The following is a 25,727-nucleotide window of genomic DNA, read 5'->3' on the forward strand; positions in this document are numbered from 1 at the left end:
GACGCTAGGTCAGTGCCTTGATGACAAAATTGCTGCAACGCAGAAAAACTCTTGAAATGCCGCAGCGCAGCATCCATATTTCTTGCAGACGCAGCAACCGGCGGCCGAGCGCCGCCACGCAAAGGAGCAATACGATGGCTAAGGCACAAGACATGAATTCGATGATGAAAGACATGATGGGCGCATTCCCCGTCGATACCAAAGCGATGGAAGACGCGTTCAAGAACCAGGCAGCGCTGAGCGAGAAGCTCTCGGGCGTCGCACTGAACGCCGCCGAGAAGTCGGCCGAGATCTCGAACGCCTGGACCAAGTCCACGCTGTCGAAGATGCAGGAAATGGCGAAAGCCAAGGCCGAGCCCGCCGATTACGCGAAGGCGATGAGCGATTTCGCATCCGCCAACGCCGAAGTCGCCGCCGAGAACATGGCCGCATTCGCCGAAGTCGCGAAGAAGGTCCAGATGGACACGGTCGAGCTGATGATGAACGCGGGCCGCGACATGCAGGAAGACGCGTCGAAAGCCGTCAAGAAGGCGACCGACGACATGACCGCCGCCGCCAAGAAAGCCGGCGCCAAGGCGTAAGCGACACACAATCCGCGTCCCTTCTCCTCCCAAATCAAGGGCGAGGATGACGATAGGGCGGGCCGCCATGCGGCTCGCCCTTTCTTTTTGCGCGCGCAGCGCCTAGGCTTCGCTGCACCGCTGCATTTCATGGGAGGCATGCGACATGGCTGATACCGGCAAACCCCTGTTGATCAAACGATACGCCAGCCGGCGCCTCTACAACACCGAGACGTCCGACTATGTCACGCTCGAGGATATCAGCCAGTTCATCCGCGAGGGGCGCGACGTCCAGATCATCGATCTGAAATCGGGCGACGATCTCACCCGCCAGTATCTTCTGCAAATCATCGCCGATCACGAGAGCCGGGGCGAGAACGTGCTGCCGATCAACGTTCTGAACGATCTCGTGCGCAGCTACACCACGCAGGCGACCTCGGTCGTGCCCGAATTCCTCGCCGCCAGCTTCGAGATGCTGCGCGACGGGCAGTCGCAGCTTCTCGAGAACATGACCAAGGGCAATCCGATGGCCTCGATGCCCGGCATGGAAGCCATGCGCGCCCAGCAGGAAGCCTTCATGAAGGCGATGACCGGCGGCATGGGCGGGCTTTCCGGCATGTCCGGCCCCCGCGCCGAGGAGGCCGAGCCGCGCAAGGACGGCGATCTCGACGACATCAAGGCCCAACTGGCCGAGCTGCAACGCCAGCTGGCGCGCATGGGCAAGTAGGCGATCATGGCCACCAGCCCGGGACGCATCACGCTCTGGGGGATCGAGGTGTTCATGGCGGCCGCGGACGAGCGGTCGATCTCCGCCGCGGCGCGGCGTCTCGGCGCCAGCGTCTCGACGGTCAGCCAGCAACTCAGCAATCTCGAAGCCGCCGTCGGCGCGCCGCTTCTCGAGCGGAGCGCGCGCCCCTTGCGCCTCACGCGCGCGGGCGAGATCATGCATCGCCGCGCGCAGACCATCCTCGCCGAGGCGGCCAAGGCCCGGGCCGAGCTTGCCACGGCCGATCTCGCGCGCCTCACCTCGGTGCGCCTCGGCATGATCGAGGATTTCGAGGCCGATGTGACGCCCCGCCTTCTGACGCACATGGCCGGGCGGCTCACGCAATGCCAGTTCCTGCTCGAGACCGGCGCGAGCCACATGCTCCACGATCAGCTCGATGCGCAAAACCTCGACATCGTGGTCGCCGCGCAAGTGGGCGAGGGGGCGGATTGGGCCGAGACGCACCCTCTCATGCGCGAGGGTTTCGTCGTGGCCGCGCCCAAGGGGCGCATTGATGCCGCGGGCGATGTGCTGGCGCAGCTTCACGGCGCGCCCCTCGTGCAATACACGACCCGGCATTACATGGGCCGGCTTATCGCGGCGCATCTCGCGCGCCATGCCGCGCCCATCCCGCACCGGTTCGAGCTCGACAGCTATCACGCGATCCTGGCGCTCGTCGCCGAGGGGAGCGGCTGGACGATCCTGCCGCCGCTGGCGCTGATGCGCGCGCGCCGCTTCGCGGATGCGCTCGACGTGCTGCCCTTGCCGCTCGCGCCGCTCACGCGCACCATCGCGCTCACCGCGCGCCGGGATGTGCTGGGCAACATGCCCGCCGAGGTGGCGGCGACGCTGGCGCCGATCCTTCAGGAGGCCGTGGTCGCCCCCGCGCTCGCGCGCTATCCGTTCATGGGCGACGCGCTCACGCTGCTCTGAGCGGGGCGCGGTCAGGCTTCATCTTGGCGGAAATACTCGATTTCCGGCCTGCGCCGCCCACGCATTACGTTCCGTAGGCGCGCGCGTCCCCCATCACGTCCTCGATCGCGCCGAGCAGGGCCGAGGCGATCGCGTCATGCTGCGGGCGCGTCAGCCGTGCGGGCAGGCGCGTGTCGCAGGCGCGCGAGAGCATCGCGCGGGTGCGTGGCAAGTCGGGCGTCTCGCCTTCGATGAATTGCCAGTTCCAGAAGGCGCGCGCATTGTCGCGGCTCGCGCCGAAGATCTGCACCTTCACGCCGCGCGCGGCGGCGGCCTCGGCGAAAGCGCGGGCCTCGGCATCGTCCATGCCGACGAGGTTGAACTGGATCGAGTCGGGCGCGCGCTCCTCGGGGGGCAGCGGCGCGGGCACGCTCAGCCAAGGGCTCTGCTCGAGCAGGCCTGCCACGTAGTCATGCCCGGCGCGACCGTCGCGCACCCGGCGCGGGATCTCGGCCAGTTGCGGGCGGATGATCGCGGCGCTCAGGTTGTTGAGGCGCAGATTATAGAGCGGCAGCTTGTTCTGCCAGCGCGCGAAGGCGTCGGCCAGCGCCGTGTCGCCATGGGCGATATGCTTGGACCAGTTATGCTCGTAGGCGCCCGACATGATGACCGCGCGCGCGATCAGGTCGGCATCGTCCGAGATCATGATGCCGCCTTCGCCCGCGTTCAGCAGCTTGTAGGACTGGAACGAGAAACAGCCGATGCGCCCGATCGTGCCGATATTGCGCCCGTGCCAGGTGGTGCCGAGCGAATGGGCCGCATCCTCGATCACCGGGATGCCGCGCGCGTCGCAAAGCGCCATGATCGCGTCCATGTCCGAGGTATGCCCGCGCATATGGCTGATGATGACCGCCTTGATGCCGTCATCGAGCCGCGCCTCGAAATCCGCGATGTCGATGCGGTAATTCTCGCCCACTTCGCACAGGACCGGCACGCAGCCCGCATGGATCACCGAGGAGGGGACGGCGGCGAAGGTGAAGGCGGGGATCAAAACGCGCGCATCGCGCCCCAGATCCAGCGCCTCGAGCGACAGAAAGAGCGCCGCAGAGCAGCTCGACACCGCCAGCGCGTAGCGCGACCCCATCGCCGCCGCGAATTCGGCCTCGAGCAGCGCCACGGGCGAGTCCTGCGGTGCCGTGTAGCGGAAAAGATCGCCCGATTGCAGCATCGCGTCGATCGCGGCGCGGGCGGCCTCGGGGATCGGCTCGGCATCGTAGGTGTTGGGGGGGAGGGCCGTGGCGGACATGGTGTTTCACCTTTTCCGAAAAAGAGTTTCGGGAATCATAAACTCTCCGGCCCCATGCCGAAAGCACTAATTGCCACGCCGGCGCGGGTTTCGGCCTAGAATTCGTGCCATATCCCGAATTTGACGCCGAAATCCTCCGAGTCCTTCAGCGCGGTCGTCAGCCCGACCTCGAGGAGCCGCCCCGGCGCCACCTGCCAGACCGCCGCGCCTTCGAGCCGGATGAAATCGGGATCGGCGAGCGGCCCGCCCTGTTGCAGCTGCGTGATGAGTTTCGTGCCCTCCCAGGGCGCCACGCCCAGGGTCGCGTCGATGGCAAGCTCGGTGCCCCCTTGCGTCAGTTCGGCCCGCGTGTCGAGGTTCCACCAGCCGCCGAGGCCCGCAAGGTCCAGCCCCTTGCCGACCGATATCCCCGGGCGTAGCGCCGCGCCCTCGTCCAGTGCGCCCGCGCCCAGCTCGAAGGCGACATGCAGCCCCTCGCGCGAGAGCGGCACGCGCACGAAGGCCAGCGCCTTGTGCTCGCCCTCTTCGTCGCTGCCGAGGTCGAGGCCGACCGTCAGATCGGGATTGAGCCCGTATTCCGCGAAAAGCGTGCTGTAGGCCGTGGCGCTCTCGTCATCCTGGACCTTCACCGTCCAGGACGCGAAGCCCGTGCCCTCGGCGCGCAGCCATGCGCCCGCCGCCGCGCCCGCAGGCGCGAGGCTCAGACAAAGGGCGAGGATCAGGGGCGCGCGGCTCTGCATCGGGCGAGGATCGTCAACCTTGGTAAAGGATTGGTTAATCCCGGCGCGGATGGCGTGCGGTCTTTGTGCTTGGCGGCACCGCTGCTACACTCGGCCATGAAAGGAGAGCGCCATGCCCCGCATCACCCATCCCAGCCCCCCCCAGAGCGTCCTGACCACATTCGAGATGACGCCCGGCACCTGCCAGGATCTGATCGACGCGCTGGTCGACGCCTATGACAGCTTCATCTCGCATCAGCCCGGCTTCATCGCCGCGGCGCTGCATGTGAACGACGCGCAGACGCGGATCGCCAATTACTCGCAATGGGCGCGGCGCGAGGATTTTCAGGCGATGCTGCGGTCGGACGAGATGCGCCGCCGCAACCGCGAGATCCACGCGCTCTGCCGCAGCTTCGAGCCGGTGATGTACGATGTCGCCGCGACTTTCGGGACGGACTAGACGCCCAGCCGGTCGCGCAGCGAGTACCATGTCATCGCCAGCACGAGGAGCGGGGAGCGCAGCGCGGGGCCGCCCGGAAAGGGCGTGGCCGGCACGCGCGCCATCGTGTCGAAGCCCTCGGCCTGCCCGCGCACGGCATCGGCCATCAGCTTGCCCGCGTGGGTCGCGCTCCCGACGCCGTGCCCCGAATAGCCCGACGCGCTCAGCATGTTGGGCGCGAGCCGCGCAAGGTACGGCATCCGCTTGATCGTGATCGCGAGCGTGCCGCCCCAGGCGTAGTCGATCCGCACGTCATGTAGATGCGGGAAGATCTCGGTCATCGGCTTGCGCACGAGCGCCTCGATATCGGCGGGAAACTTGTAGCCATAGCTTTCGCCGCCGCCGAAAAGTAGGCGCTTGTCGTGGCTGAGGCGGAAATAGTTCACGACGAATTTCGTATCCGCCACGGCGACATCGCGCGCGAGCACGCGGGCGGCCTCGTCGCCCAGCGGCTCCGTCGCGGCGATGAAATTGTTGATCGGCATGACGCGGCTCGCCACCTTGCCGTTCAGCCCGCCCAGATAGCCGTTGCAGGCGAGAATGACGTGATCGGCGGTGATGCTGCCCGCGCCCGTGCGCAGCGTGACGCGCGCGCCCTCCTCGATGGCGGTGACTTCGCTCCGCTCGTAGATGCGCACGCCGGCCTTTTCAGCCGCCCGCGCCAGCCCCAGCGCGTAGCGCAGAGGGTGCAGATGCGCGGCCCCCATGTCGAGAATGCCGCCATGATAGGCGGGCGAGGGGCAGACCGCGTGCATCGCGTCGCGGCCCAGCTTTTCGACCTGCTCATAGCCATACCGCTCGGCCAGATGATCGGCATAGGCATGCTCATGCGCCATCTCCTTGGCCGACATCGCCGCATGGGCCACGCCGGGCGTGAGGTAGCAGTCGATATCGTGCTTCGATATCAGCGACTTGACGAGCGCCTTGGCATCCTCGGCCAGCTCCCAGAGCTTGGCGGCCTCCGCGGTGCCCATGAGCCGCTCGAGCCCTTGCTGGTCCATCCGCTGCCCGCTGCCGAGCTGGCCCCCATTGCGGCCAGACGCGCCGAAGCCGACGCGCTGCGCCTCGATGAGAGCGACATCCATGCCGGCCTCGGCGAGATGGAGCGCGGCGGAAAGGCCGGTATAGCCCGCGCCGACCACCACGACATCGGCGCGCGCCTCGCCCGTCAGGGGGGCGAAGGGCGGCAGCGCGTCGGCCGTGGCGGCGTACCAGCTGGACGGATAGGCGCCGGGCGCATCGTTGGCGTGCAGAAGATTGAGGGCCATGAGATCAGACGTTCAGCAGCAGATGCTCGCGCTCCCAAGGCGAGATGACCTGAAGGAACTCCTCGTATTCGGCGCGCTTGACGATGGCGTAGACCCGCGCGAATTCCGGCCCCAGCACCTCGTGCAGCTTGGGCGCCTCCTCGAAGAGATCGAGCGCGTCGCCCAGAACCTGCGGCACGTCGCTCTCGCTCTGGTAGCTGTCGGTCGTGCATTCGGGCTCGGGCATCTGCTGTTCTTCGAGGCCCAGTAGTCCGCAGGCGAGGCTGGCGGCGATGCCGAGATAGGGGTTGCAGTCCATCCCGGCGAGCCGGTTCTCCACGCGCCGCGCCTCGGGGCTGGCCAAAGGCACGCGGATGCCCGTCGTGCGGTTGTCGCGGCCCCAGTCGAGATTGATCGGCGCCGCGTGATCCTTGACGTAGCGGCGATAGGAATTGACGTAAGGCGCCAGCACCGCGATCGCGCTGGGCAGATGCCGCTGCATGCCGCCGATGAAATGATAGAAGGCGTCCGTCTCTCCGCCGTCCTCGCCGGTGAAGAGGTTGCGGCCCGTCGCCCTGTCGATCACGGAATGGTGGATATGCATGGCCGAGCCCGGCTCTTCGGCGATGGGCTTGGCCATGAAGGTGGCGAAGCAGTTGTGCCGCATCGCCGCCTCGCGGATCAGGCGCTTGAAATAGAAGACCTCGTCGGCGAGCTGCACCGGATCGCCATGGGCGAGGTTGATCTCGAGCTGGCCCGCGCCGCCTTCCTGCGTGATGCCGTCGATCTCGAAGCCTTGCGCTTCGGCGAAATCGTAGATGTCGTCGATCACCGGACCGAATTCGTCCACGGCGGTCATCGAATAGGCCTGCCGTGCGGCGGCGGGCCGGCCCGAGCGGCCCATCATCGGCTGGATCGTCTGTCCCGGATCGGTGTTGCGCGCGACGAGGAAGAATTCCATCTCGGGCGCGACGACGGGCGTGAGGCCGCGGGCCTCGTAGGCGGCGACGACGCGCTTCAGGACGTTGCGCGGCGAGAAGGGGATGGGCTGCATCTCGCGGTCATAGGCGTCATGGATCACCTGAAGCGTCCAGTCGCCCGTCCAGGGCGCGGCGCTGGCGGTGCTCATGTCGGGCACGAGGATCATGTCCTGCTCGATGAAACCCGTCTCGCCCGCGGCCTCGCCCCAGTCGCCGGTGATGGTCTGGTAGAAGATCGAGTCGGGCAGGTGGAAATGCTTCTGCTTGGCGAATTTGGACGCGGGCAAGGCCTTGCCGCGCGCGATCCCCGGCAGGTCCGCGATGATGCATTCCACCTCGTCGAGGCGCTTGCCCTCGAGATATTCGCGTGCCGCTTGCGGCAGCTCGTCAGTCCAGTCGGCCATTCAGGCACCTCTTTTGAGAAACGCCGCCATGCGGTCGGCGATTGTTTGCGCGTGCACCGGCTTGTCGAGCTGCGCGAGCGCATCGTCGAGCAGCGGATCGGGCACGAGGCCGCGGCCGCGGCTCTCGGCCAGGCGGCCGACGAATTCGGATGTGTGTTCGGGATGCGGCTGCACCGTCAGGATGCGGTTGTCATAGACCAGCGCGGCATTGTCGCAGAACTCGTTGCGGCCGATCACCGTCGCGCCCTCGGGGATGCGCGTCACCTGATCCTGATGCCAAGCATTGAGCGCGAGGGGCTGGCCGTCGATCATGTATTCGTGCCGGCCCACGGCCCAACCCTTGGAATATTTCTCGACCGTGCCGCCCAGGGCCTGCGCGATGATCTGATGGCCGAAGCAGATGCCCACCATGGGGCGACCGTCCTCGTAGACATCGCGGATGAATTGCTCGAGCGGGGGAATCCACTCATGCGGCTCGTAGGCGCCGTGCTTGGAGCCGGTGACGAGCCAGCCGTCGCAATCGGCGACGCTCTCGGGAAAGACATTGTCGACGACCGCGAAGGTGCGGAAATCGAAGCCGTGGCCCTTGAACAGCGCGGCGAACATCTCGTCGTAATCGCCCATATCGGCCTTTATGTCCTCGGGCGCGTGACCGCACAGAAGAATGCCGATGGTGATCGCGCCGCTCTCTGGGCTCAGCGAAGGGTGGGGGACGCTCACGGATGGTGCCTCATAATTTGATCAAATTCAGGGTAGCGCAGCTATTTTCGCGCGGCAAGGGGGGACGGAGCAAGAGGATTTCGGCGTGCCGTGGACCCCTCGCGCGGCCTAGACCTTGTCGAGATAGGTCTTCCAATGCTGCGCCTCGTCGATCTCGCCCATCACCGCGATTTCCTGCCGTTTCGTCAGGATCAGGTTGCGGATGAGGCGCGGCTCGAAGATGCGCGGAAGGAGTGGATCGGCCTTGAAAAGATCGACCGCCTCGGTCCAGCCGGTGGCGAGCTGCGGCAGGTCCTGCCCATAGGCATTGCCCCTGAGCGGCGGGCCCGGGTCCATCGCGTCCTCGATCCCCACGAGCGCGGCACCGAGGATGGCCGCGAAGCTCAGATAGGGGTTGATGTCGCCGCCCGCGACGCGGTGCTCGATCCGGCGCGCCTTTGGGCTGCCGCCCGGTACGCGGATCGCGGCGGTGCGGTTCTCGTAGGCCCAGCAGATCGACGTGGGCGCATGCGCGCCGGGGATCATCCGCTGATAGCTGTTGGCATGGGGCGCGAAGATGAGCGTCGAGCCCCGCATCGCGGCAAGGCAGCCGCCGATGGCATGGCGCAAGGTATCGGTGCCCTTGGGGCCGCCATCGTCGAAGACATTGTTGCCGTCCGCGTCGATCACCGAGAAATGCATGTGCATGCCATTGCCCGAGTCGAGCGCGAAGGGCTTGGCCATGAAGGTCGCCGCGCAGTCGAAGCGATAGGCGAGGCCGCGGATCAGCGACTTGAAGAGCCATGTGTCATCCGCCGCACGCAGCGCATCCTGATGGTTCAGCGTAATCTCGAACTGGCCGACGCCGGCCTCCGAAGTGGTGGTCTGCGCCTCGATTCCCATCGCCTCGCATGCCTCGTAGAGCGCCGACAGGAACGGATCGAACGCGTCCATCTGGCTGAGCGAGAGGATTTCCGAGGCGTCGATGCGCCGCCGGTTACGCGGATCGCGCACATGCCGCAGCTCCTTGCCGCCGTCATCGACGAGCGTGAACTCAAGCTCGGTCGCGGCCATCACCGACCAGCCGCGGTCGGCATAGCGCGCAAGCACCTGCCGTAGCGCGTGCCGCGCATCGCCGTAGAAGGGCGTGCCGTCCTCGAAATACATCTGCATCGGCACAAGCGGCTGCGCACTGTCGAGCCAGGGCAGCGGCACCGGCCCGCGCGAGGTGGGGCGCATGATGCCGTCTGCATCGCCGGTCTCGAAAAGGAGCGGGCTGTCCTCGATATCGGCGCCCTTGATGTCCACGTTCAGCACCGAAAGCGGCATGCGCACGCCATCGACATGAAGCTTGGAGAAATAGCTGGCCGGCATCCTCTTGCCGCGCATCTGCCCGTTCAGATCGCAGGCCGCGACCCGAAAAGTGGCGAAATTATCGAGGTTCATTCGGTGATCCCTTCCCTTTGGCGGAAATTGATTCACCGGATCAGGCCGGGGCGCAACCTCAATCTGGCGCGCTCAGACGCGGCTTTCGGGATCGGTCGGGGGCGCGGGGTTGGGCACGGCGAGGTAGTCCGCCTCGGGCACGTCGCAGATGCCGAAAAGGCCGATCACGTCCCGCTGCTCGGGCGAAAGAGCGGCGATGCCCTCGGCCAGCGCAGCGCGGATCGCGGCCGCATCTTGGTCCATCGAGGTGATGAAGGGCGGGGCGGGCGTCGGCGCGGTGCGCTCGATCTCGCGCAACCCGGCGGCATGCGGATCGTGCCGCTGAATGAGCCGCCAACTCAGTGCGTCAATGCAGGCGATCTCGGCGCGGCCCTCGGCGAGCGCGCGGGCGGAGCGCACATGCGCGCCCGTGTAGAGATCGCGCGAGAACTTGAACCCGCGCGCGGCGGCATGGTTCTGCGGTGCGCCCCAGCCCGATTGCGACAGCGGCTCGTTGAAGGCCAGAAGCGCGTCCGCGAACTCGGTCAGCGTGCGGCGCGGATCGTCGGCGCGCACCACGAAGACGCTGTTGTAATGGCCGGGCGGCACGCCGGGCAGGCGATTGTCGGGCATCGCCACGAGCTGAACATGGCCTTTCAGCCGTGCCCGGTAGGGATAGCCGCAAGTCTGCGACAGGACGAGATCAGGCGCCTCCCACACGTCCCAGAGGCTGCCGCCGCGCGTCAGCGTCTCGGGCGCGCCCTCGGGCAGGCGCGAACGTATCTCGCGCCAGAGCGCGTCGAGCGTCGCCGCCGTCTCGGGGCGGTCATACATGGGAAGGCTCGCGATCATGTCGGCTTGGCTGCGTGGATCACTGGCTCGACGCGGCGCGCTGGCGCGCGCCGGCGCTGTCCACGTCGCTCACGCCCAGAAGGCTGGCGGTCATGCGCAGCAGGGCATTCTCGGGATCGGCGCGGTCGCCATCCGCCAGCACGACCTGCCAGAGCGCCTCGATCACCGCGGTGCGGTCCTCATAGGGCACCGCGTCCTTGATTTCGCGCGTGAAGCGCACCGTGTCGGGCGCCTCGGCCTCGGCGGCCTCCGCCTCGCGGCGCAGCGCCTTGACGCCATCGGCATCGAGGCGATAGCGCGTGGCGAGAATGCGGTCGATCCGCTCGATCTCGCTCGGGGCATAATGGCCGTCCGTGCGCGCGACGCGCACCAGAAGCGCGGCCAAGGCGAGCCGGGCATCGCCGTCGCCCAAAGGCTCGGTCTGCGCGGCGGTGAGGCGTTTGAAGAAATCAGCTATCATACGAGTGGATATAATACGCCGCCCGCCCGCGGCCAATCGGAAATGCCGGACCTGCGGGCGGCGGCCCGCTCACTTGTCGTAATGCTTGCGGTACCATGCGACGAACTCGGCGATGCCCTCGCGGACATTCGTCTGTGGCTTGTAGCCCGTCAACCGCTCGAGCAGGGACGAATCCGCCCAGGTGGCCGGCACATCGCCCTTCTGCATGGGCATGAAGTTCTTCTTGATCGGCGCGCCGATCGCGCGCTCGATCTCTTCGATGAATTCCATGAGCTGAACCTTGGTCCCGTTGCCGATATTGACCGACCGCCAGGGCGCGACCGGGCTGAGGCTGTCGCCCTCTTCGATCTCGTCCGGCGAGGCGGGCTCGACCGGCGGGCAGTCCACGAGAAGCCGGATGCCGCGCACCAGATCGCCCACATAGGTGAAATCGCGCGCCATATCGCCGTTGTTGTAGACGTCGATCGCTTCGCCATCGAGCGCGGCGCGCGCGAATTTGAAGAGCGCGAGATCAGGGCGCCCCCACGGGCCATAGACGGTGAAGAAGCGGAACATCGTCGTCGGGATCTTCCACAGATGCGCGTAACTGTGGCCCATCGCCTCGTTCGCCTTCTTGGTCGCGGCGTAGAGCGTCAGCGGCGCTTCGGTCTTGTGCACCTCGCGGAAGGGCATTTCGACATTGGCGCCATAGACAGAAGAGGTGGACGCCATGAGCAGATGCTCGACGCCCGTTTCACGCACGCATTCCATCAGGTTGAACGTGCCGAGGATGTTCGCCTCGACATAGCTGCGCGGGTTCTCGAGCGAGTAGCGCACTCCGGCCTGCGCCGCGAGATGCACCACGATGTCGGGCTTCGTGCGCTCGAAGAGGGCATGCAGCCGCTCCATGTCCTCGAGCATGCCTTCCTCGCAGGAGAAATGCGCGTTCTGAAGCAGGATCTGATGACGGCTGCGCTTGAGCGCGACGTCGTAGTAATCGGTCATGCCGTCGTAGCCGACGACGCGAAAACCCTCGTCCAGCATCAGCTTGGCCAGGTGAAAGCCGATGAAACCGGCAGTGCCGGTGATGAGGACGGTGCGCATGAGGATGTCTCCGGTTCAGATGGCCTGGCCGATGTGTTGGGCGATTTGGGCGCTCATGGGAAGCCCCGATGCGCCTTTCGGGCCGTGCCGTGCCACGGGCGTCACCTGCCTGCAACGCGGAGCGAAAGGTCTAAAGCCGCGCCATGCGGCCCCGGGCCGCGTCGCATTCGGCGCGGCTGAGGCCGAGCGCTTCGCGCACTTGGAGCACGATGGCCATTTCCTCGTCGCTGGGCAGCCCGTCGGCGAGCATGATCTGCCATAGCGCCTCATGCGCCTCGATCCGGGCCTCGGGGCTCACGGTCTCCCGGATGAGCAGGGCGAATTTCTTGGTGCTGGGCGCCTCGGCCTCGATCTTCTCGCAGGTCGCGCGCATCTTGGCCGCATCGACCGGCCCCAGCCCGTTCATCCGCGCCAGAAGCTTGTCGATGCGCCCGATTTCGACCGCGCGGTAATCGCCATCGGATTTGGCCACGCGCACCATGAGCGCTCCGAGGGCGAGGCGCGCATCGGGTTCGGGCAGCGGATCGGGAGCGTGACCTTTGAACAGATCGAGAATACGGGCGAGCATCCCTTGACGATGGCCCGAGAGGCGCGTTGGAGCAAGCGTATTTCGCCTTGCCGCGACGTCTGGGCGCCCGCTGCGCGAAGATCGGCCGGAAGATGGGCGATCGGGCTGCCGGAAAAGCGCCACAGACCTGTCGCGATCGCACCCGAATCGCCGCGCATTTTCATGGCTCCGCTGCCGATGAACGAAGGATCACGCCACATGCACATGCCGACCCGCCGGGACTGGTCGCAAGGCTGCGCCGAGGCGCATCTCGAGGCGATGCGCCGCGCGCCGCGCGCCGATCTGCCCCGGCTCGCCCGCAGCTATGACTGGGGCGCGCATCCCGGCCCGGTGCTGGGCTGGATCATGGCGCAGCGCCGCATAGATCTGGCCACGGCGCTGTCGGTCTTTCTCTGCGGCGGTCCCGAGCGGTTCAACTACATGCCGAAACGCGACGTGCCGGGCGATCACCGCGCGGCGGCGCGGCTTCTGGACAATATCTGCCTGCGCATCAATTCGGGCTTCTACCTGCCGGGCGACGCGCTCGACCTCGCGGATCGCCCGCGCCTCGCCAATTGGCTGGTCGCGCAGAAGGCCGACCGCGCCGAGGGCACGAGCGGGCGCTGGGTTCTCGACGAGGAGATCGTCGCGCGCGTGTTGAGCGAGAGCGCCGCGCCGGTGCCCGAGACCCAGCACCAGCCCGCAGAGCCCGCACGGCCCGCCGGGCTTGCGGCGCTTTTCGCCCGCCTGAGCGCACGCCGCCTGCGGCGCACGGCCCCCGAGCGCGAGACCAAGCGCGCCTGAACCGGCCCGCCGCGCGTGATTGGGGGTGGACATGCCCGCGCCGGGCGGCAACGCTGCGCGCGCGCCGATGCGGCTTATTCGTCCGCCGCGCGCGCGACAGACGCGGGGCGCCGCCCCGTGCAGACGTGATGGACCCTGATGAGCCCGCCAGAGCCGAGTTTCAGCAAAAGGATGCTCGCCGATTTCCGCAGCGGCTCGGCGCGCGCCTGGACTGTGCTCGTCACGCGCGGGCCGAGCCAGTTCCAGTTCTGGATCATCGCGCTTCTGATCGGGATCGCGGCGGGCTTCGCGGCGCTCTTCTTCCGCAAGGGGATCAGCTGGCTTCAATGGGCGCTTTACGGCGTCGAGGATCCGCGGCTGCTCCACAGTTTCGCGGGCGGCATGGAATGGTACTGGATCCTGACCATCCCCATCCTCGGCGGGCTTGCGGTTGGCATCATCCTCGCGCGGTTCACGCCGGACGGGCGCGTGCGCTCGGTCGCCGATGTCATCGCGGGCGCCGCGCTGAATGAGGGCCGGGTCGAGCGGCGCGCGGGCATCGCCTCGGCCGCGGCCTCGCTCATCACGCTCGGGGCGGGCGGCTCGTCGGGACGGGAGGGGCCGGTCGTGCATCTCGCCGGCGTCATCTCGAGCTGGGCCGCCGACCGCATCAACGCGAGCGGCCTCAACGGGCGCGATCTTCTGGGCTGCGCGGTGGCGGCGGCGGTCTCGGCCTCGTTTAACGCGCCCATCGCCGGGGCGCTCTTCGCGCTCGAGGTGGTGCTGCGCCATTTCGCGATCCACGCCTTCGCGCCCATCGTCATCGCGAGCGTCGCGGGCACCGTCATCAACCGGCTGGAATTCGGGGGGCTGACGGAATTCGTGCTGCCGACCTCCTCGGCGCTCGAATTCTACGTCGAGTTGCCCGCATTCCTGATCCTCGGTCTCGTCTGCGGCGTCGTGGCCGCCGCGCTGATGCGCAGCGTCTTCTTCGCCGAAGACGTGGGCACGGCCATCTGCACGCGGCTCAGAATCCCCGGCTGGATGCGCCCCGCCGTGGCGGGCGCGCTGCTGGGCGGGATCGCGATCTGGTTTCCGCACATCATCGGCGTCGGCTACGAGACGACGACGGCGGCGCTGACGGGCGATCTGATGCTGCACGAGGCGATCGTCTTCGCGATGTTGAAGGTGCTCGCGGTCGCCATCACGCTGGGCGGGCGCATGGGCGGCGGTGTCTTCTCGCCCTCGCTGATGCTGGGGGCGCTCACCGGGCTGGCCTTCGGCCTCATCGCGACGCCGCTCTTTCCGGAGGTGTCGGGCGCGCTCTCGCTCTATGCGCTCGCGGGCATGGGCGCGGTGGCCGCCGCCGTGCTGGGCGCGCCGATCTCGACCACGCTCATCGTCTTCGAGCTGACGGGCGACTGGCAGACGGGCCTTGCGGTCATGGTCGCCGTCTCGACCTCGACCGCGCTCGGCACGCGGCTCGTCACGCGCTCCTTTTTTCTCACGCAGCTCAAGCGGCGGGGCATCCACCTCGCCGAGGGGCCGCAGGCCTATCTTCTGTCGATGACGGGCGTCGCCGGCCTCATGCGGCCCGCGGGCGACGACAGCGCGCCCTCGGAAGAAATGGTGCGCGCGATGATCGAGGAGGGCATCCATGTCGATATCGGCTCGACGCTCGAGACGGCGATGCCGCTTTTCGAGGCTCATGAGGTGAATTACGTTCCGGTCATCGCCCAGGGCGCGGGCGAGGCGCCGCCCGTTTACAAGGGCGTGCTCTACCATGTCGATGCGCTGAAGGCGTTCAACCTCGCGCTCGCCTCGCTGTCGCGCGAGGAGCATGGCTGAGACGGCGGCGGGGGCTTTGCCCCCGGCCTGAAATTCCCGAAAGAATTCCCGGCCTCCCCCAGGATATTTCCAGCAAGAAGAAAAAGCGCGCGTCAGACGCGCTCGACGGTCACCAGATCGCCGGTATGAAAAGCGAGGTGGCCCTCGATCTCGGAGACATCGGCGATGGGGCTTTCATAGCTCCAGGCGGCATTCTCGATCGTGCGGCTCTTGGTGACGATGGAATAATAGCTGGCCGTGCCCTTGTGCGGGCAGGTGGTGCTGCGATCGCTGGGGTCCAGAAAGGCGGTCGCGATATCGGCGCGCGGAAAGTAGATCACGGGCGGATAGCTCCCTTCGCGCAGCTCGAGCGCATTGCCGCTCTCGCCGATCACGGCGCCCCCGGCGCGCACCGACCATGTGCCGGTCGCAGGCTCGATTGTGATCTTCGTCATGGGCGTCATCCTCTCGTCGCTGCGTCTTTTGGCGCAGCATGACCGCTTTGACGCGGCAATGCCAGCGCCTTCGCGAGAGAGATCGTCAGAGGGGTGCGGCGGCCTTCTCCAGCCATTCTTTTGCCGCGCCTTCGAGCCGGGGCGCGATCTTGTCGCGGCAGGCGGCATGATAGGCGTCGATCCAGGCGATCTCGGGGCCGCTCAGCATGTCCTTGTCGATGAGGCGCCGGTCGATCGGCACGAAACTGATGGTCTCGAAGCAGAGCTTGCCCGCCGCGTTGTCGGCGGCATGCGCGCCGTCGAGCGGCCGGGCGGGCGCCACGACGAGAAGGTTCTCGATGCGGATGCCGAAATGGCCTTCGCGGTAATAACCGGGCTCGTTCGAGAGGATCATGCCGGGCGCGAGCGGGGTCTCGCTCGCGCGGCTGATGCGCTGGGGGCCTTCATGCACGCATAGATGCACGCCGACGCCGTGCCCGGTGCCATGCGCATAGTCCTGATCGGCGAGCCAGAGGGGCGCGCGCGCGATCACGTCGATATCGCGGCCCGCGAGGCCCTTGGGAAAGCGCAGGCGGCTGATGGCGATCATGCCTTGCAGGACGCGGGTGAAGGCCGCCCGCTCGTCCCCGCCCGGCGTTCCGATGGCCAGTGTGCGGGTGATGTCCGTCGTGCCGTCAAGATATTGACCGCCGCCATCGAGCACCAACAGATCGCCGTCCTGAAGCGTGCGGTTCGACGCTTCCGAGACGCGGTAATGGGCGAGCGCCCCATTGGGGCCGCTCCCGGCGATGGTGTCGAAGCTGATGTCGAGCAGCTTGCCGGTGGCGCGGCGCGCCTCCTCGAGGCGGGTCACGACGTCGATCTCGGTGATCGTGCCGGGCGCCTGCGCGTCGAGCCAGGCGAGCGCTTCGCAAAGGGCGGCGCCGTCGCGCAGATGCGCCTGCCGGGTGGCGGCGATCTCGGCGTCGGTCTTGCAGGCCTTGGGCAGGATGCAGGGATCGGCGCCATGCGCGGCGTCGATGCCCGCATCGCTCAGCGCCCGCGCGATGGCCACGGGGGCCGAGGCCGGATCGAGGCGCACGGGCGACAGCAGGAGGGTGAGCGCGGCGCTGAACCCCGCCTCGTCATGCGCGCTGACGCCGTCCGTGGTGCAGGCGTCCGGCAGGGCGCCCAGCTTGGCGGGATCGAGGTAAAGCTCGACCCGCGCGTCGTCATGCAGGATCGCGAAGGCGTGCGGCACGGGGTTGCGCGGAATGTCGGCGCCCCGGATGTTGAGAAGCCACGCGATGCTGTCGGGCAGCGTCAGGATCGCGGCGCGGTGGCCCGCCTCGCGCAGGGTTTCGGCCAGCTCGGCGCGCTTTTCGGCGCTGCTCTTGCCGGCGAGGGCATCGGGATACTCGGTGACCGCGCCGGTCGGCGGGGCGGGGCGATCCGGCCAGATGCCGTCGACCAAGTTGTCATGCGGCACGCAGCGTATGCCCGTGCCGTCGAGCGCGCGGGCGAGATCGTCCATCTCGCGCACCGTATGAAGCCAGGGATCGAAGCCGACCGCGCCGCCTTCGGGGAGCGCGCCTTTCAGCCAGTCGGCCAGCCGCGTCTCGGGCCAGTCGATCGGCTCGAAGGCGTCGGTATCTGTCTGGCTGCGCAGCTGCGCGCGGTAGCGGCCATCGACGAAGACGCCCGCGCGCTCCGCCGTGATCGCGGCGAACCCCGCCGAGCCGGTGAAGCCGGTGAGCCACGCCAGACGCTCGTCCCCCGGCGCCACGTATTCGCCCTGGAAGCGGTCGGCGCGGGGCACCAGCCAGCCGTCGAGGCGCTTCGATGCCAAGGCCTCCCGGAGCGCGGCAAGGCGGGGCGGCCCCTGTTCGGGGCTGGATTTGCTGTCGAAGGACTGGAACATCACGAGGCCCTTTTCATGCCCATCACGCGGGCGCGGGCGCGCGGGTCCTTGTCGAAGAGCGCGGCGAGTTGCTCGGTCATCGCGCCCGCGAGTTGATCGACATCGGTGATCGTCACCGCCCGGTCATAGTAGCGCGTCACGTCATGGCCGATGCCGATGGCCAGAAGCTCGACCGCGCGGCGCTTTTCGACCATCGCGATCACGTCGCGCAGGTGTTTCTCGAGGTAATTCGCGGGGTTGACGGACAGGGTCGAGTCGTCGACCGGCGCGCCGTCCGAAATCACCATGAGGATCTTGCGCGCCTCGCGGCGGGCCATCATCCGCCGGTGCGCCCATTCCAGCGCCTCGCCGTCGATGTTTTCCTTCAGCAGCCCTTCCTTCATCATCAGGCCGAGATTCTGGCGCGTGCGCCGCATGGGGCTGTCGGCGGATTTGTAGATGATGTGGCGCAGATCGTTGAGGCGGCCCGGCAGTTGCGGGCGCCCTTCGCCCAGCCACGCCTCGCGGCTCTGCCCGCCCTTCCACGCACGGGTGGTAAAGCCGAGGATCTCGACCTTCACGTTGCACCGCTCGAGCGTGCGGGCGAGCACGTCGGCGCAGATCGCGGCGATGCTGATCGGGCGGCCGCGCATCGAGCCGGAATTGTCCAGAAGCAGCGTGACGACCGTGTCGCGGAATTCGGTATCCTTCTCGACCTTGAAGCTGAGCGGCGTCGTCGGGCTGGCGACGATGCGCGCAAGGCGGCCCGCGTCGAGAATGCCTTCCTCGCGGTCGAATTCCCAGCTTCGGCTCTGCTGCGCCTGAAGGCGGCGTTGCAGCTTGTTGGCAAGGCGGCTCACCGCGCCTTTCAGCGGTTCGAGCTGCTGGTCGAGATAGGCGCGCAAACGCTCGAGTTCGACCGGCTCGGCAAGATCCTCGGCGTGGATTTCCTCATCGAATCCGGTGGTATAGACGGCATAGTTCGGGTCCGCGTCCGAGATGGGCTGGGGCGCGGGCGGCTCCATCGGGGCATCGCCATCGGGCATGTCGGCCTCGTCGCCCGCATCCTCGTTGGCGCTCTCGTCCATGCTGACCTGCGCCTGGCTCGCATCCTGCTGCTCGTCCTGGCTCTGCTCGGCCTCGGCATCGGCCTCTTCGGTGTCGCTCTCGTCCTGGCCGCTGCTGTCGGGCTCGTCCTCGTCCTGATCCTGCTGGGCCTCGTCCTCCTGCTCGTCATCCTCGGCATCGGGATCGTCGCCGAGCTGGTCGCCATAGCCCAGATCCTCGATCACCTTGCGCGCGAATTTGGCGAAGGCGGTCTGGTCGGCCAGCGTTTCCTGAAGGTTCTCGAGCGTCTCGCCCGCCTGACCTTCGATGAAGTCGCGGCGCAGCTCCATGATGTTGCGTGCGCCCTCGGGCAATTCGCGGCCCGTGGCGAGATGGCGGATGAGGTATTCGGCGGCCTTGTGGAGCGGCGCGTCGGCGGGATCGGTGATCTGGTCATAGCCTGAGCGCGCGGCCTCGGCGGCGATCTTGCTGTCGATATTGCTGGCCGTTCCGGGCATGGTGCGCGCGCCCACCGCCTCGCAGCGGGCCGTCTCCATCGCCTCGTAGATGTCGCGCGCGATGGCACCGGGGGGCACGTATTTCGCATGGGTCTTGGCGCTGTGATACTTGTGGCGCAGCGCCAGCGCATCGGCCGTGCCGCGCGCATGCAGCACCTCGTCGCGGCTCATCCGGCGGCTGATCTGCGGCAGGCGCATGCTGTCGCCCGAGATGCCCGAAGGATCGACCGAATAGCTCACCGTCAGATCGCGGTCGCCCGACATGACCTTGGTCGCCTCGGCGAGCGCCTTCTTGAACGGATCGGCTGGGTTATCGGATGGTTTCTTCATCTTGATCCCTCAACGCGTCTCGGGCGGGCCACCCAGGATGCCGCGCGCCGCAGCAGGGCGGCGCGGGGCCGGTTCAGCCGAGGCTCACGCTCGCCGCGCTTTCGGGAAGTTCCTCGTCGAAGCAGCGCTGGTAGAATTCGGCCACCGTCTGGCGCTCGAGCTCGTCGCACTTGTTCAGGAACGTCAGGCGGAATGCATAGCCCACGTCGCGGAAGATCGAGTTGTTCTGCGCCCAGGCGATCACCGTGCGGGGCGACATGACGGTCGACAGCTCGCCGTTCATGAAGGCGGTGCGGCTCAGATCCGCGACCGTCACCATCTGGCTGATCGTCTTGCGGCCTTCTGCGGTGTTGTAGTTGGGGTTCTTCGACAGCACGATCGCGGCTTCGGCATCTTGGCTGAGATAGTTGAGCGTCGCAACGAGGCTCCAGCGGTCCATCTGGCCCTGGTTGATCTGCTGGGTGCCGTGATAAAGGCCGGTCGTGTCGCCGAGGCCGACGGTGTTGGCCGTGGCGAAGAGGCGGAAATAGGGGTTGGGCGTGATGACCTGGTTCTGGTCCAGAAGCGTCAACTTGCCATCCGCTTCCAGCACGCGCTGGATCACGAACATCACGTCGGCGCGGCCCGCGTCATATTCGTCAAAGACGATCGCGGTCGGGTTGCGCAGCGCCCAAGGCAGGATTCCTTCATGGAATTCAGTGACCTGAACGCCGTCCTTCAGCTTGATCGCGTCCTTGCCGATCAAGTCGATCCGGCTGATATGGCTGTCGAGATTGACGCGCACGCAGGGCCAGTTGAGGCGGCTCGCCACCTGTTCGATATGGGTGGATTTGCCCGTGCCGTGATAGCCCTGGATCATCACGCGGCGGTTATGGGCGAAGCCCGCGAGGATGGCGAGCGTCGTGTCGCGGTCGAACTTGTAGGTGCTGTCATTGTCGGGCACGCGGTCCGTACGCTCGGCGAAGCCCTTGATCTTCATGTCCGACTCGATGCCGAACACGTCGCGCACGGAGATTTCTTCGGTCGGTTTCGCTTGCGCGTCGATCATGCCGTCAGCCATTCAATCAAGTCCTTAACTCGCGTTCCCGGTTGCCCGATGTGGTGCAACATATCGTGGGGAAGGGCAAGGGAAAGGGCGGAAAATGCTGGCGCCGGCGCGCATGCCTCCTATACCCATGTCAAAGGCCGCGCGGCGCGGCCCGACGGGCCCAATGCACGGACCCAATGCCCGGAGCGCATGTGACGCGAGACGAGATCGAAAATTTGATCGCCCGGGCCGCTCTCGGCGAGCGCGCCGCGTTCGGCGATCTTTATGCGCATACATCCGCGAAACTATTCGGCATCTGCCTGCGTGTGTTGAATGACGGGGCCGAGGCGGAGGAGGCGTTGCAGGAGGCCTTCGTCAAGATCTGGCGCAATGCCGACCGCTACCGCGCCAATGGCCTGAGCCCGATGACATGGCTCATCACCGTCGCGCGCAACACCGCGATCGACCGCGCCCGCAAGCGCCGCGAGGCGCAGCCGGGCCTCGATGCCGCCGAGGCGATGGCCGATGCCGCGCCAGGACCCGAGGCGCAGGCCATCGCCAGCAGCGAGGCGGCGCGGCTCGACGGCTGCCTCGCCGAGCTGGATGGCAGCCACGCCGAGGCGGTGCGCCGCGCCTATCTCGAGGGGGAGACCTATGCCGAGCTGGCCACGCATTTCGACGTGCCGCTCAACACGATGCGAACCTGGCTGCGCCGCAGCCTTCTAAAACTCAAGGAGTGCCTGACGCGATGACCGGCCCCACGCCATATGACGAGGACGACCGCGTCCTTGCGGGCGAATACGCGCTCGGTCTGATGGACCGCGAGGCCGCGGCCGCGTTCGAGGCGCGTCTTGCGCGTGAGCCCGAGCTGCGCGCGCTCTATGCCGAATGGGCCGAGAGCCTCGCCGGTCTCACGGATGCCGCAGCGCCCGAGACGCCGCCCGCGCGGGTGCGGCGCGAGATCGAGGCGCGGCTCTTCGGGGCGCCGGTGCGGCGGCCCTTCGCGGGTCTGCGCGGGCTCGGCTGGCTGGTGGGCGGCGCCGTCGCCGCGACCCTCGCGCTCTATGTCGCGCTCAATGCGGGGCTTCTGGGGCAGGGGCCGGCAATGCCCGGCGCGCCCGATTTCGTCGCCGAGGTCGCCGCCGAGGATGGCGGGCTCGTGGTTCTGGCGACCTACGACACCGATGCCGGCGCCTTGCGGCTCGAGCGGCGCGCGGGCGCCGCGCCCGAGGGCCGCGTGCTGGAGCTTTGGCTGATCGCGGGCGAGGATGCGCCGGTCTCGCTCGGCCTCCTGCCCGAGGATGCCGCCGGCGAGATCGCCGTCGATCCCGCGCTCGGCGCACGCATGGCGGGCGGCATTCTCGCCATCTCCGACGAGCCGCCGGGCGGCTCGCCCACCGGTGCACCCACGGGCAGCGTTCTGGCGACCGGGGCCGTCACGCCCCTCTGACGCTCCGTTTAGGCAGGGCGCCGCGCCTTTCGAAATTAATTTGAAACTATCTTCTCGCAGTCCCCGTGGTTGGGGGTGTCAGCAGGCGATACTGCCTGCACAACCCGAGGAGAAAGACATGACTTTCAAGACATTCCTGACCGCGACCGCCACCGCAGCCGTTCTGGCCACCGGCGCCAATGCCGAAAACCCGATGGTCGGCGGTGCCGCCATGTTCGCGGACAAGAACATCATCGAAAACGCGGTGAATTCAGCGGATCACACCACGCTCGTCGCCGCCGTCAAGGCCGCGGGCCTTGTCGAGACGCTCTCGGGTGAAGGCCCCTTTACTGTCTTCGCGCCGACCAACGCCGCCTTCGAGAAGCTGCCCGAGGGCACCGTCGAGACGCTGCTGAAGCCCGAGAACAAGGATCAGCTGACCCAGATCCTGACCTGCCATGTCGTCGGCGCCGATGCGATGTCGACCGCCATCAAGGGCATGATCGACGATGACGGCGGCGCGCATATCGTCCCGACGCTGGGCGGCTGCGAGCTGAACGCGACCTATGACGGCGACAAGATCATGCTCGAGGACGAGCAGGGCCAGACGATCAACGTCACCATCGCCGATGTCGATCAGTCGAACGGCGTGATCCATGTCGTCGACACGGTCGTGCTGCCGGCGGCCAAGTAAGCGCACACGGGCGCTACACGATCAGGTGAGATCGCGGGCCCGGCACTTGCTTGCCGGGCCCGTTGCTTTCACATTCCATGCAATCGCGCGGCTTTACGGCCGGATGCGCACAGGCTCGAGGAGAGAAAAAATGGACAGACGTCATTTCATCACCGCCGCGATCGCCGCGGGATCGGCCGCCGCCTTCGCCCGCATCGGGACCGCCGCGGTCGGCGACTTCGAGGTGACGCGCACCGAAGCCGAATGGCGCGCGATGCTGAGCGATCTTGAATACAAGGTCATGCGCGAGGAGGGCACCGAGCGCGCCTTCACTTCGCCGCTCGACAAGAATTATGCCGATGGCACCTATATCTGCCGCGGCTGCGACCAGCCGCTCTATGCGTCCGAGACGAAATACGACAGCGGCACGGGCTGGCCCAGCTTCTACGAGGCGATGGACGGCGCGATCGGCACCAAGGAGGACCGCAAGTTCTTCATGCTGCGCACCGAATGCCATTGCAGCCGCTGCGGCAGCCATCTGGGCCATATCTTCGACGACGGCCCGCAGCCCACGGGCATGCGCCATTGCATCAACGGCGTCAGCCTCGTCTTCGTGCCCGCCTGACGTCGCCTCCGGCGCTGAAACTTTAACGGCCGCCCTCGCGTTCCTGCCTCACCAAGGCCGCGATGGGCGGCCTTTCCATGCGCGGGAAGCGCGGAATTTTCAGAAGGGAGACAGCCATGGAACGCAAAGGTTCAGCCAAATGGAGCGGTGATCTCAAGACAGGACAGGGTCAGGTCAGCACCGAAAGCGGCGCGATCAAGAACCTGCCCTACGGGTTCAACACGAGGTTCGAGGACGAGCCGGGCACCAATCCCGAAGAACTCGTGGGCGCTGCGCATGCCAGCTGCTATGCCATGGCGATGTCGCTCGGTCTCGGAGAAAAGGACCTCGAGGCCGAGGAGATCAACGCCACCGCGAAGGTCACACTCGCCGAGAAGGATGGCGGCTTCGCCGTCACCACGGTGCATCTCGACGTGACCGCCAAGATCCCCGGCATCAGCGAGGAGGATTTTCAGGAGGTCGCCGAGGCCACCAAGAAGAATTGCCCGATCTCCAAGCTTCTGACGGCGGAGATCACGCTCGACGCGAAGCTGGTCTGACGGTCGGGTCTTGGAACGAGAAAGGCCTGCCGAACGCATTCGGCAGGCCTTTTTCTTGAGGGAATCGCGATGAGGGCGTGCCACCCGCCAGGCCGCCGGGCGCGCGGAGCCGCCCCGCTCACTTGAAATTGCGGCTGTTCTTGAGCTGCTCCCACGCCCACATGACCTGTTGAAGCTGCTCCTCCTGACTGCGATCGCCCCCGTTCATGTCGGGGTGCAGCACCTTGATGAGCGCGCGGTAGGCCTTGCGCAGATCCGCCTTGGTGTCGGTGTCCTTGGCGTCGAGGATCTCGACCGCCTGGCGTTCGGTCGGGGGCAGGCGGCGGCCGCCTCCACCGGACTTGTCCTTGCCGGGGTTGCGCGTGGCGTTCACGCCCAGAACCTGATGCGGATCCTCGATCCCCAGCCGCGCCCAGGCGCGCGCTTCGGGATCGGTGAAGGATTTGGTCGTGCGCTCCCACACCTTGTCCTTGGACAGTTGCGCATTCATCTCGGCCTCGGTGGTGCCGTCGAAAAAGTTCCACTTGAGATTGTATTCGCGCACATGCTCTTGGCAAAACCAGAAGTATTCGTCCAGAACGTCGGGCGCCTTGGGCGCGCGGTAGAGCCCCGGCTTGTCGCAGCCCTCGTGCTCGCACTGGCGGGTCGACGTCTCGGACGCGCCGGACATTCCGCGACGGCCGCGCGGGTTTTTCTTCTTGGCCGATGAAACGGACATGTCGAAACCAAATGGATCGGATTTGCTCATCGGGCACCTCTTTGCGAGTCGAAGCCGATACTCTAGTCTAAATGGCGCCGAGTTGAAGGGGGCGGAGGGGATAAAGATGAACAGGGCGGCAGAAATTCGCAGGGCGCTCGAGCAAAAGTTCAAGACGCAATATCTTGAAGTGATTGACGAAAGCGCGGCGCATCGCGGCCATGCGGGTGCCCCCGAGGAAGGCCAGTCGCATTTCCGCGTTCGCATCCGCGCGCCGGAGCTGGGATCGATGACGCGCATCGCGCGTCACCGCGCGATCCACTCGGCCATCGGCGCCGACATGATGGGGCAAATTCACGCTCTGGCGATCGAAGCGGAGGGCTGAGCGGGCCGCGCGCCTATTCCGGCTTGGGCTTGCCGTGATCCGGTGCGCCGGGCGCATCGGGCGTATCCGGGGCGTCCGGGGTCTCGGGCGCATCCGGCGCGGGCGCCGGATCGGCGTGGGAGGGCGCGATCTTGGTCACCGAAGGCTCGCGGCGCGGCGTCTCTGCGGCTGGCTGCGTCTCGGGCGCGGGGCGCGCATCCTCGGCGGCGTCCTGCGCGCTCTGGATCACGTCCTCGGCGGTGGTCGGCGCGCCGTCCTTCGCGCGGCGAAACACCAGAAGCGTGCGGTAGACCGTCTGCGAGCCGGTGAGGCCCTGCCGCTCGTCCGAGGGCAGGATATCGGTGCGCAGGTATTCCCAGCCTTCGGCGGCCTCGGCGTTGAGCGTGCTCTCGATCGTTCCGGCAAAGCGCGCCTCGGGCGTCTTGCGCCCCGGCGCCTTGACGCCCTTCGTCGGGGCGGGGATCACCTTGTATTCATACTGCGCCATCGGGGCCTCGCATCCTGCCTGGGTCCGCCGCATCCTAGCCCCAGCGCGCCCGGGGTTAAAGCGGCTTGGTCTTGCCCGGAATGCCCATCGGCAGGCCCACGGCCTCGGGGCGGGGCAGCTTGTCATGCGCGGCCTGAAGCGCGGCGATCCGCTCGGCGATATCGGGCGGCATCGGCGCCACCTTCGGCCCGCTCATGTCGATATGCAGCACCAGCGACTCGGCCGTCGCGGCGAGCCAGCCATCCTCGTGCCGTAATTCCTGATAGCTGTGAAACCGCTTCTCGTCATGCGCCAGAAGCTGAACCGAGCATTGCACGCGGTCGCCCTCGTGCAGCTCGCGCAAATAGCGCACGCGGAAATCCGCCACGAAGGTCGTCATGCCGCGCGTCTTGGCGTAATTGGCGCCGAAGCCCATCAGGTGATAGATGTCGTCGATGCCCTCGTCGAAAAGGACGTTGTAATAGGCCATGTTGAGATGACCGTTGAAGTCGATCCACTCGGGCTTGACCGTCATCCAGTCAGAGAGGGCGGGACCTTCGGGAATGCTCTGCGCGATATCGTCCATGC

30 protein-coding genes are annotated in these 25,727 nt (G+C 67.0%); 12 read left to right on the forward strand and 18 right to left on the reverse strand.

Going from position 1 to position 25,727, the window contains the following annotated elements; all coding sequences use genetic code 11:
* Nucleotides 1-4: 4 nt before the first annotated feature.
* Nucleotides 5-175, reverse strand: coding sequence for a hypothetical protein (locus ACGRVM_RS00295; RefSeq protein WP_377170077.1), 171 nt, complete (start codon nucleotides 173-175; stop codon nucleotides 5-7).
* On the opposite strand from ACGRVM_RS00295, the gene ACGRVM_RS00300 reads away from it, so the two are divergent.
* From ACGRVM_RS00300 to ACGRVM_RS00310, 3 genes are all read left to right on the forward strand, one after another.
* Nucleotides 135-581, forward strand: coding sequence for a phasin, PhaP (locus ACGRVM_RS00300; RefSeq protein ID WP_377169866.1), 447 nt, complete (start codon nucleotides 135-137; stop codon nucleotides 579-581). The two genes, ACGRVM_RS00295 and ACGRVM_RS00300, sit on opposite strands and share 41 nt — an antisense overlap.
* Before the next feature lie 145 nt (nucleotides 582-726).
* The gene (gene phaR, locus ACGRVM_RS00305) at nucleotides 727-1,287 is read left to right on the forward strand and encodes a polyhydroxyalkanoate synthesis repressor PhaR (RefSeq protein ID WP_377169864.1); all 561 of its coding nucleotides are present in this window, start codon (nucleotides 727-729) and stop codon (nucleotides 1,285-1,287) included.
* Between the two features lie 6 nt (nucleotides 1,288-1,293).
* Nucleotides 1,294-2,259, forward strand: coding sequence for a LysR family transcriptional regulator (locus ACGRVM_RS00310; protein WP_377169861.1), 966 nt, complete (start codon nucleotides 1,294-1,296; stop codon nucleotides 2,257-2,259).
* A gap of 64 nt (nucleotides 2,260-2,323) precedes the next feature.
* Here the strand turns inward: ACGRVM_RS00310 and ACGRVM_RS00315 are convergent, their stop codons facing one another.
* A complete protein-coding gene (locus ACGRVM_RS00315; protein WP_377169859.1) occupies nucleotides 2,324-3,544 on the reverse strand; it encodes a DegT/DnrJ/EryC1/StrS family aminotransferase in 1,221 nt (406 codons plus the stop codon).
* Nucleotides 3,545-3,639: 95 nt separating this feature from the next.
* Nucleotides 3,640-4,284, reverse strand: coding sequence for a hypothetical protein (locus tag ACGRVM_RS00320; RefSeq protein ID WP_377169857.1), 645 nt, complete (start codon nucleotides 4,282-4,284; stop codon nucleotides 3,640-3,642).
* Nucleotides 4,285-4,396: 112 nt separating this feature from the next.
* On the opposite strand from ACGRVM_RS00320, the gene ACGRVM_RS00325 reads away from it, so the two are divergent.
* A complete protein-coding gene (locus tag ACGRVM_RS00325) occupies nucleotides 4,397-4,723 on the forward strand; it encodes an antibiotic biosynthesis monooxygenase family protein (RefSeq protein WP_377169855.1) in 327 nt (108 codons plus the stop codon).
* Here the strand turns inward: ACGRVM_RS00325 and ACGRVM_RS00330 are convergent.
* From ACGRVM_RS00330 to ACGRVM_RS00365, 8 genes are all read right to left on the reverse strand, one after another.
* Complete coding sequence (locus tag ACGRVM_RS00330) at nucleotides 4,720-6,030, reverse strand: NAD(P)/FAD-dependent oxidoreductase (protein WP_377169853.1); 1,311 nt, start codon at nucleotides 6,028-6,030, stop codon at nucleotides 4,720-4,722. The genes ACGRVM_RS00325 and ACGRVM_RS00330 overlap by 4 nt on opposite strands.
* A 4-nt stretch (nucleotides 6,031-6,034) precedes the next feature.
* Nucleotides 6,035-7,393 (reverse strand): glutamine synthetase family protein, encoded by a 1,359-nt coding sequence (locus ACGRVM_RS00335; protein WP_377169851.1) that lies wholly within the window; start codon nucleotides 7,391-7,393, stop codon nucleotides 6,035-6,037.
* The gene (locus ACGRVM_RS00340) at nucleotides 7,394-8,113 is read right to left on the reverse strand and encodes a type 1 glutamine amidotransferase (protein ID WP_377169849.1); all 720 of its coding nucleotides are present in this window, start codon (nucleotides 8,111-8,113) and stop codon (nucleotides 7,394-7,396) included.
* 108 nt (nucleotides 8,114-8,221) lie between these two features.
* Nucleotides 8,222-9,538, reverse strand: coding sequence for a glutamine synthetase family protein (locus ACGRVM_RS00345; protein WP_377169847.1), 1,317 nt, complete (start codon nucleotides 9,536-9,538; stop codon nucleotides 8,222-8,224).
* A 72-nt stretch (nucleotides 9,539-9,610) separates the two neighbouring features.
* Complete coding sequence (locus tag ACGRVM_RS00350; RefSeq protein ID WP_394624010.1) at nucleotides 9,611-10,369, reverse strand: phosphate/phosphite/phosphonate ABC transporter substrate-binding protein; 759 nt, start codon at nucleotides 10,367-10,369, stop codon at nucleotides 9,611-9,613.
* Nucleotides 10,370-10,388: 19 nt separating this feature from the next.
* Nucleotides 10,389-10,829: a tellurite resistance TerB family protein gene (locus tag ACGRVM_RS00355; RefSeq protein ID WP_377169842.1), complete on the reverse strand. Its 441-nt coding sequence runs from the start codon at nucleotides 10,827-10,829 to the stop codon at nucleotides 10,389-10,391.
* Between the two features lie 69 nt (nucleotides 10,830-10,898).
* Nucleotides 10,899-11,912: a GDP-mannose 4,6-dehydratase gene (locus tag ACGRVM_RS00360; protein WP_377169840.1), complete on the reverse strand. Its 1,014-nt coding sequence runs from the start codon at nucleotides 11,910-11,912 to the stop codon at nucleotides 10,899-10,901.
* A 130-nt stretch (nucleotides 11,913-12,042) separates the two neighbouring features.
* The gene (locus ACGRVM_RS00365) at nucleotides 12,043-12,480 is read right to left on the reverse strand and encodes a tellurite resistance TerB family protein (protein WP_377169838.1); all 438 of its coding nucleotides are present in this window, start codon (nucleotides 12,478-12,480) and stop codon (nucleotides 12,043-12,045) included.
* 198 nt (nucleotides 12,481-12,678) lie between these two features.
* Between ACGRVM_RS00365 and ACGRVM_RS00370 the strand changes: the two genes are divergently transcribed.
* On the forward strand, nucleotides 12,679-13,263 hold the full coding sequence (locus ACGRVM_RS00370) for a hypothetical protein (protein ID WP_377169836.1): 585 nt from the start codon (nucleotides 12,679-12,681) through the stop codon (nucleotides 13,261-13,263).
* Between the two features lie 171 nt (nucleotides 13,264-13,434).
* Nucleotides 13,435-15,090, forward strand: coding sequence for a chloride channel protein (locus ACGRVM_RS00375; RefSeq protein WP_377169834.1), 1,656 nt, complete (start codon nucleotides 13,435-13,437; stop codon nucleotides 15,088-15,090).
* 92 nt (nucleotides 15,091-15,182) lie between these two features.
* Here the strand turns inward: ACGRVM_RS00375 and ACGRVM_RS00380 are convergent, their stop codons facing one another.
* The 4 genes from ACGRVM_RS00380 to cobS form a co-directional block, all read right to left on the reverse strand.
* Complete coding sequence (locus tag ACGRVM_RS00380; protein WP_377169832.1) at nucleotides 15,183-15,524, reverse strand: DUF427 domain-containing protein; 342 nt, start codon at nucleotides 15,522-15,524, stop codon at nucleotides 15,183-15,185.
* Between the two features lie 85 nt (nucleotides 15,525-15,609).
* A complete protein-coding gene (locus tag ACGRVM_RS00385; RefSeq protein WP_377169830.1) occupies nucleotides 15,610-17,424 on the reverse strand; it encodes an aminopeptidase P family protein in 1,815 nt (604 codons plus the stop codon).
* A complete protein-coding gene (cobT, locus tag ACGRVM_RS00390; protein WP_377169829.1) occupies nucleotides 17,424-19,298 on the reverse strand; it encodes a cobaltochelatase subunit CobT in 1,875 nt (624 codons plus the stop codon). The genes ACGRVM_RS00385 and cobT overlap by 1 nt, the downstream gene beginning before the upstream one ends.
* Before the next feature lie 73 nt (nucleotides 19,299-19,371).
* The gene (cobS, locus tag ACGRVM_RS00395; protein WP_377169827.1) at nucleotides 19,372-20,358 is read right to left on the reverse strand and encodes a cobaltochelatase subunit CobS; all 987 of its coding nucleotides are present in this window, start codon (nucleotides 20,356-20,358) and stop codon (nucleotides 19,372-19,374) included.
* A gap of 164 nt (nucleotides 20,359-20,522) precedes the next feature.
* Between cobS and ACGRVM_RS00400 the strand changes: the two genes are divergently transcribed.
* The 5 genes from ACGRVM_RS00400 to ACGRVM_RS00420 all read left to right on the forward strand — a co-directional run bounded on the left by ACGRVM_RS00400 (nucleotide 20,523) and on the right by ACGRVM_RS00420 (nucleotide 23,591).
* On the forward strand, nucleotides 20,523-21,077 hold the full coding sequence (locus ACGRVM_RS00400; RefSeq protein ID WP_377169825.1) for a sigma-70 family RNA polymerase sigma factor: 555 nt from the start codon (nucleotides 20,523-20,525) through the stop codon (nucleotides 21,075-21,077).
* On the forward strand, nucleotides 21,074-21,775 hold the full coding sequence (locus tag ACGRVM_RS00405; RefSeq protein ID WP_377169823.1) for an anti-sigma factor: 702 nt from the start codon (nucleotides 21,074-21,076) through the stop codon (nucleotides 21,773-21,775). Before ACGRVM_RS00400 ends, ACGRVM_RS00405 begins: the two co-directional genes overlap by 4 nt.
* Before the next feature lie 118 nt (nucleotides 21,776-21,893).
* Entirely contained in the window at nucleotides 21,894-22,448 is a 555-nt protein-coding gene (locus ACGRVM_RS00410) for a fasciclin domain-containing protein (protein WP_377169821.1), read from the forward strand.
* A gap of 130 nt (nucleotides 22,449-22,578) precedes the next feature.
* Entirely contained in the window at nucleotides 22,579-23,052 is a 474-nt protein-coding gene (msrB, locus tag ACGRVM_RS00415; RefSeq protein ID WP_377169819.1) for a peptide-methionine (R)-S-oxide reductase MsrB, read from the forward strand.
* A gap of 116 nt (nucleotides 23,053-23,168) precedes the next feature.
* Nucleotides 23,169-23,591: an OsmC family protein gene (locus ACGRVM_RS00420; protein WP_377169817.1), complete on the forward strand. Its 423-nt coding sequence runs from the start codon at nucleotides 23,169-23,171 to the stop codon at nucleotides 23,589-23,591.
* 118 nt (nucleotides 23,592-23,709) lie between these two features.
* Here the strand turns inward: ACGRVM_RS00420 and ACGRVM_RS00425 are convergent, their stop codons facing one another.
* On the reverse strand, nucleotides 23,710-24,339 hold the full coding sequence (locus ACGRVM_RS00425) for a J domain-containing protein (protein WP_377169814.1): 630 nt from the start codon (nucleotides 24,337-24,339) through the stop codon (nucleotides 23,710-23,712).
* Here ACGRVM_RS00425 and ACGRVM_RS00430 point away from each other — a divergent pair.
* Complete coding sequence (locus ACGRVM_RS00430; RefSeq protein ID WP_394624011.1) at nucleotides 24,290-24,673, forward strand: BolA family protein; 384 nt, start codon at nucleotides 24,290-24,292, stop codon at nucleotides 24,671-24,673. The two genes, ACGRVM_RS00425 and ACGRVM_RS00430, sit on opposite strands and share 50 nt — an antisense overlap.
* Nucleotides 24,674-24,686: 13 nt before the next feature.
* On the opposite strand, the gene ACGRVM_RS00435 is transcribed toward ACGRVM_RS00430, so the two are convergent.
* Nucleotides 24,687-25,160: a DUF4177 domain-containing protein gene (locus tag ACGRVM_RS00435; RefSeq protein ID WP_377169810.1), complete on the reverse strand. Its 474-nt coding sequence runs from the start codon at nucleotides 25,158-25,160 to the stop codon at nucleotides 24,687-24,689.
* Between the two features lie 55 nt (nucleotides 25,161-25,215).
* Nucleotides 25,216-25,725 (reverse strand): thioesterase family protein, encoded by a 510-nt coding sequence (locus ACGRVM_RS00440; RefSeq protein WP_377169808.1) that lies wholly within the window; start codon nucleotides 25,723-25,725, stop codon nucleotides 25,216-25,218.
* Nucleotides 25,726-25,727 lie beyond the last annotated feature (2 nt).

Source organism: Roseovarius aquimarinus, assembly GCF_043661195.1.
Taxonomy (GTDB): domain Bacteria; phylum Pseudomonadota; class Alphaproteobacteria; order Rhodobacterales; family Rhodobacteraceae; genus Roseovarius; species Roseovarius aquimarinus.